At 36.6% G+C, this 12,115-nt stretch carries 15 protein-coding genes; 1 reads left to right on the top strand and 14 read right to left on the bottom strand.

Features of this window, described 5'->3' with window-relative positions; translation table 11 throughout:
• Positions 1-14 precede the first annotated feature (14 nt).
• The 11 genes from DRZ96_RS04785 to DRZ96_RS04740 all read right to left on the bottom strand — a co-directional run bounded on the left by DRZ96_RS04785 (position 15) and on the right by DRZ96_RS04740 (position 8,370).
• Entirely contained in the window at positions 15-749 is a 735-nt protein-coding gene (locus tag DRZ96_RS04785) for a TIGR03915 family putative DNA repair protein (RefSeq protein ID WP_112889783.1), read from the bottom strand.
• Positions 750-758: 9 nt separating this feature from the next.
• Positions 759-1,988 (bottom strand): putative DNA modification/repair radical SAM protein, encoded by a 1,230-nt coding sequence (locus DRZ96_RS04780; protein WP_112889782.1) that lies wholly within the window; start codon positions 1,986-1,988, stop codon positions 759-761.
• A gap of 368 nt (positions 1,989-2,356) precedes the next feature.
• Positions 2,357-3,955 carry a Na/Pi cotransporter family protein gene (locus tag DRZ96_RS04775; RefSeq protein ID WP_112889781.1) on the bottom strand — a complete coding sequence of 533 codons (1,599 nt, stop codon included), beginning with the start codon at positions 3,953-3,955 and terminating at the stop codon, positions 2,357-2,359.
• 151 nt (positions 3,956-4,106) lie between these two features.
• Positions 4,107-4,601 (bottom strand): MFS transporter, encoded by a 495-nt coding sequence (locus DRZ96_RS11690; RefSeq protein WP_236587163.1) that lies wholly within the window; start codon positions 4,599-4,601, stop codon positions 4,107-4,109.
• Positions 4,549-5,328 carry an MFS transporter gene (locus DRZ96_RS11685; RefSeq protein WP_236587162.1) on the bottom strand — a complete coding sequence of 260 codons (780 nt, stop codon included), beginning with the start codon at positions 5,326-5,328 and terminating at the stop codon, positions 4,549-4,551. The genes DRZ96_RS11690 and DRZ96_RS11685 overlap by 53 nt, the downstream gene beginning before the upstream one ends.
• Before the next feature lie 34 nt (positions 5,329-5,362).
• Positions 5,363-5,638, bottom strand: coding sequence for a hypothetical protein (locus tag DRZ96_RS04765; protein WP_112889780.1), 276 nt, complete (start codon positions 5,636-5,638; stop codon positions 5,363-5,365).
• A 1-nt stretch (position 5,639) separates the two neighbouring features.
• Positions 5,640-6,179, bottom strand: a complete 540-nt coding sequence (locus DRZ96_RS04760; protein ID WP_112889779.1) for a GNAT family N-acetyltransferase — start codon at positions 6,177-6,179, stop codon at positions 5,640-5,642.
• 4 nt (positions 6,180-6,183) lie between these two features.
• The gene (locus DRZ96_RS04755; protein ID WP_112889778.1) at positions 6,184-6,600 is read right to left on the bottom strand and encodes a histidine kinase; all 417 of its coding nucleotides are present in this window, start codon (positions 6,598-6,600) and stop codon (positions 6,184-6,186) included.
• Between the two features lie 7 nt (positions 6,601-6,607).
• Complete coding sequence (locus DRZ96_RS04750; protein ID WP_112889777.1) at positions 6,608-6,820, bottom strand: helix-turn-helix transcriptional regulator; 213 nt, start codon at positions 6,818-6,820, stop codon at positions 6,608-6,610.
• 104 nt (positions 6,821-6,924) lie between these two features.
• On the bottom strand, positions 6,925-7,797 hold the full coding sequence (locus tag DRZ96_RS04745; RefSeq protein ID WP_112889776.1) for a hypothetical protein: 873 nt from the start codon (positions 7,795-7,797) through the stop codon (positions 6,925-6,927).
• Between the two features lie 90 nt (positions 7,798-7,887).
• Positions 7,888-8,370: an acyl-CoA thioesterase gene (locus tag DRZ96_RS04740; RefSeq protein WP_172605462.1), complete on the bottom strand. Its 483-nt coding sequence runs from the start codon at positions 8,368-8,370 to the stop codon at positions 7,888-7,890.
• A 420-nt stretch (positions 8,371-8,790) separates the two neighbouring features.
• Here DRZ96_RS04740 and DRZ96_RS04735 point away from each other — a divergent pair, with 420 nt between their 5' ends.
• A complete protein-coding gene (locus tag DRZ96_RS04735; RefSeq protein ID WP_112889774.1) occupies positions 8,791-9,756 on the top strand; it encodes a stalk domain-containing protein in 966 nt (321 codons plus the stop codon).
• A 97-nt stretch (positions 9,757-9,853) separates the two neighbouring features.
• Here the strand turns inward: DRZ96_RS04735 and DRZ96_RS04730 are convergent, their stop codons facing one another.
• Genes DRZ96_RS04730 through DRZ96_RS04725 form a run of 3 tightly spaced genes read right to left on the bottom strand, consistent with a single transcriptional unit; the run spans position 9,854 to position 12,015 of the window.
• A complete protein-coding gene (locus DRZ96_RS04730) occupies positions 9,854-10,969 on the bottom strand; it encodes an ABC transporter permease/substrate-binding protein (protein WP_305887685.1) in 1,116 nt (371 codons plus the stop codon).
• Between the two features lie 13 nt (positions 10,970-10,982).
• The gene (locus tag DRZ96_RS11965) at positions 10,983-11,372 is read right to left on the bottom strand and encodes an ABC transporter permease (RefSeq protein ID WP_305887684.1); all 390 of its coding nucleotides are present in this window, start codon (positions 11,370-11,372) and stop codon (positions 10,983-10,985) included.
• On the bottom strand, positions 11,365-12,015 hold the full coding sequence (locus tag DRZ96_RS04725; RefSeq protein ID WP_305887686.1) for an ATP-binding cassette domain-containing protein: 651 nt from the start codon (positions 12,013-12,015) through the stop codon (positions 11,365-11,367). The genes DRZ96_RS11965 and DRZ96_RS04725 overlap by 8 nt, the downstream gene beginning before the upstream one ends.
• Between the last annotated feature and the right edge of the window lie 100 nt (positions 12,016-12,115).

The following is a 12,115-nucleotide window of genomic DNA, read 5'->3' as shown; positions in this document are numbered from 1 at the left end:
AGAAGAAATTATTATTAATCATATTTCTTTGGCCTGTTCATCTCTGGCAAATTCTTCCAATATTTTTTTGGCATGTTTTGCATCCTGAGTTTTTCATTTTTTCTCTCATCAATTGCAACAGCATCGTAGAAGGAAAGCCAGAGGTCAATATAAGAATCATCAGTCTTCATATCTTCTGACATTTCAAAGTCAAAGAAGTTGCCCCTCTCTCCATTGTAGATTACGGCCTTGCTGCGAACTATATCTGCAATTACAAATTTTTCATTGACTAGCCTTCTCTTGAAGTGCTTGTAGACAAAAATCAAAATATCATTTTGTGGTTCAAACTTGGCAAAGAGAAGGCCATCCTTTTCTTCAAAGCGAAGAAGTCCCTTGAAAGAGTGGATCTCTCCTGAGACCCTCTTTAATAAATTTTTGAATTCAACTAGGTCTTCGTCGGCACTTTCATAATAATAAAATCCATGGGTGTAGAGTTTTTTAAGGGTCTTGGCTATGGCCACTTCCTTTCTCTCGTTGTTTGCCGCAAATACCCTTAGGACTGAATCATAAAATGAATAGGAAAAGTTTTTTATTATTGAATCTCTAACCCTCTTGGCCTTGTCAATTTCTGTGGAGCACTTGATCCTGTCAGCCATAAAATTCATTTGACCTGACCTCTTAGTGATTAAGTCCACATCTTCTAGGACCTTGTAGGCATTAAAAATTACTGTAAAAAGTCCTTCTATTGTCCCGTCGTATAAGTAAATCATATCTATCACTTAGTCGAGAAAACTAAGTTGTTCTCCTCCTTCCCTCTCCACCATCAAAGACCTCAGGGCTTCTTTGGAATCAAATCTTCTCCCATAATACTTGCCTGAAATTGTTATAAAGTTTAGGGCTCTCTTAGTGGAAATCCTAAGCTTCTTTAGGTCTTCAAGAGACAAGTTAAAGGCTCTCCTAGCTCTCACAATTTTTCTTGCAGACTGGGGTCCAAAGCCTGGGACCTTTAAAAGTTCTTCAAGGCTTGCCTTGTTAATGTCAGTGGGATTACTGTAATTTTCTATAGCCCAGTCCATCTTTGGGTCAAGATTTAAGTCAAAATCTCTTTTACTCTCGCTTAAGAGTTCCCCTGCCCTAAAACCATAAAATCTCAGGAGGAAGTCTGCCTGATAAATCCTGTGTTCACGAATGAGGGGTGTCTTTATCTTTGGCAATTTGGAATCTTCTCTCACAGGCACATAGGCGGAGTAGTAGACCCTCTTTAGATTGTAATTATCGTAGAGGGACTGGGACCTTGTGAGGACATCCCTGTCGTGAATATCACCTGCTCCAACGATCATCTGACTAGTTTGACCTGCTGGCAAAAACAAGTCCTTCTTTGAAAATTTTTTATATTTTTTCTTTTCAAGCTTGTTGATCTTTAAGGTTTTGGAAACTAGGTCCATGGGCCTTGTTATTTCATCAAGACTTTTTTCTGGAGCAAGAAGGGCCAGGCTCTTTTCTGTTGGGAGCTCGATGTTTATGCTCATCCTGTCTACGTATCGGCCCAGCTCTTTTATAAGGTCTTGGCTGGCACCTGGTATGGCCTTCATGTGTATGTAACCGTTGAAGTTTTCTTCTTGGCGAAGCCTCTTTGCAACTTCTATTAATTTTTCCATGGTGTAGTCGCAGGACTTGAAGATACCAGAAGACAAGAAGAGACCCTCAATGTAATTTCTCTTGTAAAAATTTATAGTTAAATCAACTACTTCATCAACTGTAAAAGCCGCCCTCTTGGAGTCCACACTCTTGGCATTGATGCAGTAGTTGCAGTCGTAGATGCAGTGATTTGTAAAAAGTATCTTAAGAAGAGATATGCACCTGCCATCTTCAGACCAGGAGTGGCAGATTCCACTTTGGCTAGCGTTTCCTAGTCCACCCTTATTCTTTCTATTGGATCCAGAAGATGAGCAGCTCACGTCATACTTTGCAGCATCAGACAAAATTTTTATTTTTTCTTTTAATTCCATATTACCACCAAGGTCATTCTAACATCGAAACTTGTGTTTGTAAACAAATTTTCTTTTGTAGTTCTTTGTTTTGATTTCTTTCAATAACTTGTGGATCTTCATGAATTTTTTAAATTTTTAAATTTTGTATTGATTTATGATTCAATATCTTCTAAGACTTCATAATTCTTAATAACTTTATAATTTTCTATAACTTCACATTTTTCTATGACTTCATAATTTTTTATAACGCCAAAAGCTTTGAGGATTTCTCAAATTTTTATGACCTCATAAGTTACCAGAACTTCCTAATTTTTAAAATTAAAAATTCTCAATAAAAAAAAATCTGCCCGAAAGCAGATTAATTTTTATCATTTTCAATTAATTTATTATATTGAAAGCTTTCCAGCGTTGGAAATATAAGATGAAATTCTTTCCATAGCTGCAAGAGTTTTTTCATAAAGAAGTCCTGATTCAGGATTACAAATTTTTTCTCTCATCCTTATCATGTGGTTGTTCCTAAAGTCAGAAGCCTCTTTTTGAACAAGTTCATTGGACTCACGCATGAATACAACTCTTTGGTCTTTTTCCATGTCTCCGTCATAGGAGTGGAACATTTTTTCAATAATAGTATTTATTTCTCTCATTTCATCAAAAGTCACATCTGTGAAGAAAAGACCTTCGTCATTTTTTAACTTGGCAACTTCAGCAATATTTTTGGAGTGGTCCCCAATTCTTTCCATGTCTCTAGATATTCTAAGATAAGCTGCAAAGTTTGCAGAAGTTTCCTTATTCATTGGTAGGCCTAGTGAATCAATAATAAAGGCCGAAATTTGTTTGTTGAGGTAGTTAATAACTCCCTCTCTCCTAAATATTTCGTCGTATTTCTCGTCGTCAAACTCTCTTAAGAGTTCAACAGAGGACTCATAGTTCATAGTTACAATATCAAGTAGCCTTCTAACCTCTGCCTTGACATCAGTAAAGGTTGCTGGTGCATCCTTTGTAACATTTAAGTTGATATATTGTAGAGACATCTCTTCTTGTTCCTTGTCTATACCAGGAATAATCTTGAAGGCTAGGTCTGCAAGCTTCTTGGAGAAAGGAATTAAAATGATTGTAGTTGCAATATTAAAGAGTGTGTGAAGGTTGGCAATCTCTGCTGCCGGTAAGTTCCTTGAAAATCTTTCTACTATCTCGTCTATTGGGATCACAAAGGATACAAGGATAAATATTATTGTACCAATAATGTTAAAGAGAACGTGAACTAGGGCAGTCCTTCTTGCGTTCTTGGAAGATCCAACTGAAGATAAAACTGAAGTCACACAAGTACCAATGTTAAATCCTAGGATTATATACATGGCTGAGTGAAGTGATATTACACCTTGATTGGCAACGGCTTGCAAGATACCAAGAGATGCTGATGAAGATTGGAGTAAGGCTGTTATACCTGTACCTGCCAAAACTCCCAAGATTGGATTGTCAAACTTAGTCATTACAGTTGAAAATCCAGGATAGTCCCTTAGGGGTTCCATGGAGTCACTCATAAATTGCATACCCATGAATAAAAATCCAAGGCCTATAACAGCTTGACCTACGTATCTTTTCTTCTTACTCTTGGAGAAAGTGCTCATCAAAAAACCTATAAAGGCAATTATAGGTGCTAGGGTTGAAATGTTTAGGGCTACCAACTGACCTGTGATTGTTGTACCAATGTTTGCTCCCATAATAATTCCAACAGACTGATAAATAGTCATTAGGCCTGCATTTACAAAACCTACAACCATTACTGTAGTCGCTGAAGATGATTGGATAACTGCTGTGACAAGAGCACCAACTAGAATAGATTTGAAGAAGTTGGACGTCATCTTTTCAATGACAACTCGGAGTCTATCACCTGCGACTAGTTCGAGGCCCGAGCTCATCATTTCCATTCCATAAAGGAAAAGAGCAAGTCCTCCTAATAGTTCAATAAAATAATTAATTGACATAAGTCCTCCCAAATTGTATTTCAATTTCATCTTACAATATAATTTCTAATTTTTAAAGGAAAAGTAAAAAATTTGTAAAGAATTTGCAAAGTTATATAAAAAAAGACGGCTAAGCCGTCAAATTTTCTTATTTTAATTTGTATCTTTATTTTTAAATTTCTCTAGAAGCTTTTAGGTAAAAAGGAATTGCTAAGACTTGGGCAAAAATTGAAAGGCCAATCATCAGTGGAAGAGACTTAGAATAAATCACTCCAAGTATCCAGGACCCCAAGAACCAAAAAATTCCAAAGGAGCATTCAAAGATTCCATAGCCCGTTGCCCTGTTTTTCTTTGGAACCATAGAAGTCACAGCAGCCTTTAAGATGGATTCTTGAGCACCCATGCCTATTCCCCAAAGGACTAGGCCAAATAAAAGCGCAAGTTCACTTTTGAAGCCAAAGATGAAAAGAGAGAAGGGGGCAGAAATAATCGTTGAGATGACAAGGGCCCTCACTCCCTTTTTGTCATAGATGTGACCAAAGACAAGAGCAGCCACAGCATCCACTAACATGGCTCCTGCGTATAAAAGTGGTAGAGTCTCTTCACTTATTAGCCTAAAAGTTCCATAAGATCCTCCAAGGCCTGTAAAGTTTTTGGATATGTGCATGATGACAAGAGCGTAGTCCATAAAGCCAAAAGCAAAAAATGAAATCCCCACAATGTAATAAATAAAGGACTTCTTCATGACAAAGGCTTCTTCTTTTTTTTGCTTCAGGTTCAAAGGCCTCTGGGTTTGGAAACTCCCTCTTAGTTATGAATAAAAGGAGGATCGTAATAAAACCTGGGATTGCCAAGAAGGCAAAGGCAGTTCTATAAATTTCAAAAGTTGTGCCATCTGTTTTAAATAACATGACTAGATATAAAAAGACTGGTCCCAAGAAGGCTCCAATTTGGTCTAGCATCTCTTGGATCCCAAAGGACTTGCCAACTCCTTCTTGACTGGCAGCAAAGGACATTATAGTGTCCTTGGCAGGTTTTTTTATTGCCTTCCCCATCCTTTGGATGACAAGCAAGAGGGCAGCAGCTATCCAACCTTTTTCACCAACTAGGGCAAGGGCTGGCACTGCCAAGATATCTAATATGTAGCCAAAGATTACCATGGGCCAATACTTTTTCGTCCTGTCGGTAATTTTTCCAAAGACATATCTCATGGAGTAACCAATGAGTTCTCCCAGACCAGATATAAATCCAATAGTTCCTGCCGAGGCACCAAGTAGGGCAAGATAAGCTCCCCTAATGCTTGAGGCCCCTTCATGAGTCATATCTGAAAAGAGGCTGACAATCCCAAATAAAATTATAAAGGTCATGGCTCTTGAAAATCTTTTTTCCTTCATCTTCTTCACTCCCAAATTTTTCTTCCTTATAAATTTATTTCTTCTTAACAAAAACTGTCATGCCATTGACTATTATTGACCCAATAGTACAGACAAATAGGGCCCATCTTATTGTTGGGATGACATCAAGGGCACCAGCAATATCTTCTTTTGCCAAGAAATTTGCCCCCATATTGTAAAATCCAAAAATAGCAAGACAGGTAAAGGCCATGCTGAGGAACCTATCCCTATATGGATCCTTACCATTTAACCAAGCCAAAATATTTTTAACAGCAAAAAATATTGCAATAAGTCCACAAATAATTCCCATCTTATCCTTCTTTCTTTAAAAATTCTTCTCTCGTAAGTAAGTTTACATTTACATCTCGCCTCTCGTCCATGAGAGGAAGGTATTCATCTTTTATTACTTTTTGAGGAATAAAACCACACTTCTCTTGAACTCTCTTTGATTTTTCATTTCCTGTGTAGTAGGCACACCAAACCTTGGTCATGCCCAAGTCACAAAAGGCATATCTCAAGATTTCTCCAACTGCTTCCGGCATAAGTCCTCTTCCCCAAAATTCTTTGCCCAGCCAATAGCCAAGCTCGCACTCATCATCCCTATCTGTAAGATTTGTATCGCCTCTTAATTTCAATCCAATTGCCCCAATTGCCTTGTTGTCTTCTTTAAGAGCAAGGGCATAGATTTCTTCCCCTTTAAAAACATTTTTTATTATGCTTATGCTATCTTCAATAGTCTTGTGGGCAGGCCAACCTGCAACTGGTCCAACCTCAGGGTCCTTGGCATACTCAAACAAAGACTCTGCATCATCGAGTGTCCACCTTCTAATAATAAGTCTCTCTGTCTCCATATTTTTAAATCCTATTCCAATCCTTTGATTTCAACTCCATAAATCTCTCTTCATTGCCATCAAAAATTTTGCCCTTGAAGTCAACTTCATACATGACCTTCTTTCCCAAGTGTCTAAGGCTTATGATGGCCTTATTATTTTTATCTTCTACTTCAAATTCTTCTATTTCATTCCAAGGCATGAGGAAAAAGTCTCTCTTCATCGAATTAGAAATTTCACTTTCATAAAGGCCCTTAGGGCTAAAATAGAGGATAAAGGTCCTTGATGAATCAAAAGTGTAATAGATATTACTTAGGATCAATTTGCCCAGTCCTGTCTTTAGGTCATTGGCCTTAAAGGCTACAAGATAGTTGTCCTTATCTCCAAATATTTTTTCAACTTTTTCACTAAATTCCTTCTTGTCATTAAATAATAATCCCATAAAAACCTCACTTAAATATAAAAACTTCCTTGATATCCTTGCCCAAGACCTTTGAGATTTTGTAGGCTGTCTCAAGGGTTGGACTAATTGTGTTATTCTCATAGGCCATGATTGACCTCCTCTTAAGTCCCACAGCCTTAGCCAACTTGTGTTGAGAGAGCCCAAGCCCTTTCCTGTACTCAGCAATTTTATTTTCTATTACTACATTTTCTATTTCCATTAAATCACCTGACGCTTTTGGTTACATTTATAGTACCAAAGTATGTTCTTACTTTCAATATTTTCCAATAAAAAATCAGTGACTCCCATCACTGACTTATAAATTTATTTTATTTTTCCAAAGGTCTTTCCATTGTTTCTTGAGATGTAGTTAGATTTATTGTTATTTATGTCCTCAAAGTCCAAATGGATTAGGCCCTCATCATCCATCCTTCCAGAAACCTTTGGGCTTGTCTCTTCAAGTTCAGATATAAATTTCATCTTGTTACCAGAGATTCTTACAAGAAACCAGCGTGACCTTGCCCCTGCCCTGTCTACTTCTAGGAGACCAAGGTCAGAATTTTCTATTTTTATAGCGTCTTCTGCTTTAAAATTTTTTAAAATTTCATCTTTATTCTCTTTTTCTTCAAAATTTTCTTTTTCATCAAGATCTTCGAGACCAGTCTTTGCAACTTCATCTTCTCCTTGCTCATCAAAGCTTTCTCTTTCACTAATTAAGATTTCTAAAATATCTCTCGTGTCTTGGTCTTCAATCTCTTTTAAATCATCAAAGGTATTTTTTATTTCATCTTCACTTAACTTGTCCATAGTGATGAAATTTTTTCTGTAGACCTCATAAATTGGATCCATCCAACCTACATTTAAGATGTAAAAATTTTCATTATAATAGGTAAGTTTTCGATTTTCTTTACCAGAAAAAGCAAAGACTAGAAACAAGTAAGCCATTGAGATGAGGCAAAGTCCTATTAAGATTAGACCAAGAAGGATCTTTAAATACTTGTTAAACTTAAAATTTAAAATCCTATTAATAAAAAAAATTTGTAGGCCTAAGAAAACTAAGAAGCTAAGACCAAGCATGACGTTGTTAATTATTGGAATAAATTCAATTTTATTAACTAAAATCGAAATCCCAAGGACTTGCCCAAAGGAAAGTAAATAAAGAAAAATATATAAAAGTTTTTTATCTTTTAAAGTCATTGGCTCCCTCCTAAATAATCTTTTCTTACATTATAATATTTTAAAAAATTTTTGGGCAAAAAAATTAGGAGAACTAGTCTCCTAATAATTTTACATATTATCTTTTACACCAACAGCAACCATCTTTGCCTTGGCACGAACTTCGCCATCAGCTTCCATCACCATGTTAACAATTACCTTTCTCTCGCCAATTTCTTCAGCAGTAGCAGTAACTGTAACTTCCTTGTCCATTGGAGTTGGCTTTTTGAAGTCCACTTCAAGCCTTGCTGTGATAAATCTGCCAATAACTGTGTCTTCAGTAAGTTCAAGTCCAAGGTCCCTGTGCTTGAACCAAGCAGCTGAAGCAGTGCCGTGGCAGTCGAAGATCATGGCAATCATTCCACCAAAGAGGTTGGCAGGAACTCCACCAGTGTAAACTGAATCTGGAGTAACCTTTGCGATGCACTCACTTCCACCTTCTGATGGATAAGATCTTAGGTGCATTCCCTCGTGGTTCTTTGGTCCACAACCCCAACAATATTGAAATCTTTCGCCGTAAGTTTCTTGAATGGCAATTTTTTTATTTTCTGACATAATATCCCCCTTGAAATCTCATTTATAAGAATATTTTATCACATAGTCTTATTATTTTCTTCTTTAAGTCTTTCTTTAAGAATTTTAATTTCAGAATTATAAATTTTTATCCTTTTCATTAGTTATAGTAAATGTATCTTTTAAGTAGTAGATTGAAAAATATTTTGATAGGCCTTTTTGTTTTTAATAAAAATATGCTTTAACTTAATAAGCTTTCATTTTTATATTCTTGTTATTTCCCTAAATAGCTGGTATACTTTAATTAGCAAAAGTTGATGGAAAATAAAATAAGATAACTTACATATGGTTTTTTCAAAAAATAAAATAGATTAATATTTTTATCTTAAATAGTCTTTTATCAATTCTACCAATAATGTGTAGTATTAAATCTCGACCCAATCTTTAAAAGGAGAATTGAATATGGAAAAAATAAAAAATGCACTTATAAGTTCCCTATTAATTATGAGCCTTATTCCAACTTGTGTTTTCGCGGCAGGACAAGTTCCACCTTCTGCATCTGATAAAAATATCAATATTATGATCAATGGAGAAAGAAAAAATCCTCCTCAAGAAATGGGAAGCCCTTATCTTGACATGAAAACTCAAAGGACCATGGTGCCTCTTAGGTTTATATCAGAAAATCTTGGCTTTAATGTTGACTTCTTACAAAAGTCAAAGGACAACCCTAAGGGAGGAATTGTTATAAGGGACCAAAATAATGTGGAGATTAGAATGGAAATAAATTCTAAGAATGCCACTAGGATTACAGGTGGCAAAAAAGAATCTCTCGCTCTAGACTCTCCTTCTCTTATCTATGATGGTAGAACTTACGTGCCTATTAGATTTATATCTGAAGCTACGGGCTACCAAGTTTCTTGGGAAAAAGACACAGTTATAATTAGCAGTAATTGCCCTGTAATAAAGTCCATAGCTGAAGAAGAAACTAAAGAGATAGCAAAAAATTTAGAAACAGAAGATAAAATGCCTACTGGTTCAGTTGGCGACTCAAATAAATTTATGAAAAATCTAATGGACTACAGAACTTCCAAGGGTCTTGGCCAAGTAAATGAAGATAAGGATTTAAATAGGCTTGCACTTTTAAGAGCCCAAGAAGAATTAGACCAATTTATAAAAACCGGTGATGCTGATCACGAAAGTCCTGGTGGATACAACAAGGATTTAGGAGAAAACCTGGCTCTTTCACGTTACACTCTTGGAGCAAGAGATGGAGATCCATGTGACGGCTGCTTAAAAAGATGGAAAAATTCTCCTTGCCACAATGACAACCTCTTAAATAAAGATTCTAAAAGAGGTGGCTATGCTTGTGCCAGAAAGATTATTGACAATAAGGTTTACGAAGCTTCAATTTATCTCTTTGGATTTTAATTTAAAAACTAACGACTTATTATAAATTTTTACACTAAAAAATGGAGCCTAGGCTCCATTTTCTTTTTTTATAAATTTTTTACCTCATCTTTTATACTTACTCATCAATTAAGCCTTCCTTAATTAAAAATTCCCTTGCCACATCTCTTGCAGGTCTTCCCTTGACGTCAACTTCATAATTCATCTCTGCCATTTGATCTGAAGCGATTTTGCCAGCAAGTTTATTTAAAGCTTTCTCCAGTTCTGGATATTTTTCTAGACTCTCACTTCTCATAAGTGGAGCTGCTTGATAAGGTGGAAATAATTTTTTATCATCTTCCAAGACTTTTAACTTGTTGGAGATTATCTGGCTGTCTGTTGAGTAAACATCAGTAACACCTATGGACCCATTGGCTATTGCAGTATATCTTAGGGCTGGCTCCATGGTCTTCACATCAAAGTGAAGGTCGTAAAGACTTTTTAGTCCCCTGTTCCCATCTTCCCTGTCATTAAATTCTAGGGTGAAGCCTGCCAGGATAGATTTTTCTAATTTTTTTAAGTCAGAAATTTTTTCCAAATTATTTTCCTCTGCAAAGTCTTCTCTAACTGCAAGGGCATAGGTATTTTGAAATTCACTTGGGTTTAAGTAGGCCAAGTCATCTTGCTTTAAGATTTCATCTCTTGCCACCTTATAATATTTTTCTGGATCCTTTTCAATATCTCCTGGATCAGAATTTAAAAGTGTAGAAGTGATTGTACCTGTAAACTCTGGATAGATGTCAATACTTCCTGACTTTAGGGCTTCGTATAGAAAACTAGTCTTGCCAAAGTTTGGCTTTAGTTCAACTTTTATGTCGGTCTCGTCTTCAATTAGTTCTTTATACATATTGATTAAAATTTCTGGCTCGGCTCCAAGCTTACCAGCTATGACAAGGGACTTGTTCTTGTTTCCTCCAAAGGAAACAAAGGACATAGCCAAAAGAACAAGGGCCATAATAAAGGAAATTAAAATCGTCTTTAGCTTTTTATTTTGCAAGAACTTAATCAAGGCTCCAAATAAAACTGCAAGTAGGGCAGAAGACAAGGCTCCAATTAAAATGAGGGCCGAATTGTTTCTATCAATTCCTAATAAGATAAAGGATCCAAGTCCACCTGCTCCAACAAGGGCAGCAAGGGTTGCAGTTCCAATTATCATAATGCTTGAAGTCCTCACGCCAGACATAATAATTGGCATGGCAAGGCTAAGCTTATATTTTTTTTAATTTTTCCCACTTAGTCATCCCAAAAGCCCTGGCTGCTTCTTCAAGAGAAGAATCGATTTCTGCAAATCCAGTGACAGCTCCCTGATAAATTGGAAAGATTGCATAAATCACAAGGGCTGTTATGGCTGGCAGCTTTCCAATCCCCATAAAGGGAATAAAGAGTCCCAAGAGGGCAAGAGAAGGAATTGTTTGAAAAATTCCCGTAACTTGGAGGACCCCTTCATTTATTTTTTTGCGGTTGGACAAAAATATGGCCAATGGAATTGCTATTACAATTGCAATTACAAGGGACATCAGTGAAATCTGAAGGTGTTCAAGAAGAGAAGTGACCCATTGGCCCTTTCTCTCAGCAAATGTTGTAATCAAACTATTCATTAATCTCACCCTCCTCCTTGAAGAAACTTGCAACAAAATCATTGGCAGGATTGTTGACAAGGTCTTCTGGGCTTCCAATCTGGATAATCTTGCCGTCCTTCATTAGGCAAATCCTATCAGCAAGTTTTATTGCCTCTCTCATGTCGTGAGTTACGAAAACAGTTGTAATCTTGAAGTCTCTGTGAAGGTCTTTCACCAAGTCTTGAAGCTGAGTTCTCGATATTGGATCAAGGGCAGAGAAGGGTTCGTCCATTAAGAGGACCTTGGGGTTGGCAGCAATGGCCCTTAAGATCCCAATTCTCTGTTTTTCTCCACCAGACAAGTCTTCTGGCAACCTATTTTTATAAACTTTTGGGTCAAGATCAACTTGTCTCAAGAGGGAGTCCACCCTCTTGTCAATCTCCCTTTTATTAATTTTTTTCATCTCTGGAATTAGTCCAATGTTTTCTGCCACAGTGAGGTTTGGGAAAAGGGCAATCTCTTGCAAGACATAACCCATCTCAAGTCTCATTTCCCTTAGGGGATAGTCCTTAATATTTTTTCCTTGGAAGAAAATATCTCCCTCAGTCTGCTCTATTAACCTATTTATTAATTTAAGCGTCGTAGTCTTCCCGCTGCCACTGGGGCCAACTAAGACGAAAATTCTCCCTCTTTGATTTCAAAATTGAGATCATCGAGGACTTTTTCCTTCCCGTCGTAAGACATAGAAACGCCTTGGTATCTTATCATCATATTCTCCTTTG

The sequence above is a fragment of the Peptoniphilus harei genome (genome assembly GCF_900454685.1).
Classification (GTDB): domain Bacteria; phylum Bacillota; class Clostridia; order Tissierellales; family Peptoniphilaceae; genus Peptoniphilus_A; species Peptoniphilus_A harei.
This window is presented reverse-complemented; position numbering and strand designations above follow the sequence as displayed.

Coding starts and splice junctions, on each gene's coding strand:
- DRZ96_RS04785 (WP_112889783.1), bottom strand. CDS start 749: ATGATTTACTTATACGACGGGACAATAGAAGGACTTTTTACAGTAATT.
- DRZ96_RS04780 (WP_112889782.1), bottom strand. CDS start 1,988: ATGGAATTAAAAGAAAAAATAAAAATTTTGTCTGATGCTGCAAAGTAT.
- DRZ96_RS04775 (WP_112889781.1), bottom strand. CDS start 3,955: ATGTCAATTAATTATTTTATTGAACTATTAGGAGGACTTGCTCTTTTC.
- DRZ96_RS11690 (WP_236587163.1), bottom strand. CDS start 4,601: ATGCACATATCCAAAAACTTTACAGGCCTTGGAGGATCTTATGGAACT.
- DRZ96_RS11685 (WP_236587162.1), bottom strand. CDS start 5,328: ATGAAGGAAAAAAGATTTTCAAGAGCCATGACCTTTATAATTTTATTT.
- DRZ96_RS04765 (WP_112889780.1), bottom strand. CDS start 5,638: ATGGGAATTATTTGTGGACTTATTGCAATATTTTTTGCTGTTAAAAAT.
- DRZ96_RS04760 (WP_112889779.1), bottom strand. CDS start 6,179: ATGGAGACAGAGAGACTTATTATTAGAAGGTGGACACTCGATGATGCA.
- DRZ96_RS04755 (WP_112889778.1), bottom strand. CDS start 6,600: ATGGGATTATTATTTAATGACAAGAAGGAATTTAGTGAAAAAGTTGAA.
- DRZ96_RS04750 (WP_112889777.1), bottom strand. CDS start 6,820: ATGGAAATAGAAAATGTAGTAATAGAAAATAAAATTGCTGAGTACAGG.
- DRZ96_RS04745 (WP_112889776.1), bottom strand. CDS start 7,797: ATGACTTTAAAAGATAAAAAACTTTTATATATTTTTCTTTATTTACTT.
- DRZ96_RS04740 (WP_172605462.1), bottom strand. CDS start 8,370: ATGTCAGAAAATAAAAAAATTGCCATTCAAGAAACTTACGGCGAAAGA.
- DRZ96_RS04735 (WP_112889774.1), top strand. CDS start 8,791: ATGGAAAAAATAAAAAATGCACTTATAAGTTCCCTATTAATTATGAGC.
- DRZ96_RS04730 (WP_305887685.1), bottom strand. CDS start 10,969: ATGCCAATTATTATGTCTGGCGTGAGGACTTCAAGCATTATGATAATT.
- DRZ96_RS11965 (WP_305887684.1), bottom strand. CDS start 11,372: ATGAATAGTTTGATTACAACATTTGCTGAGAGAAAGGGCCAATGGGTC.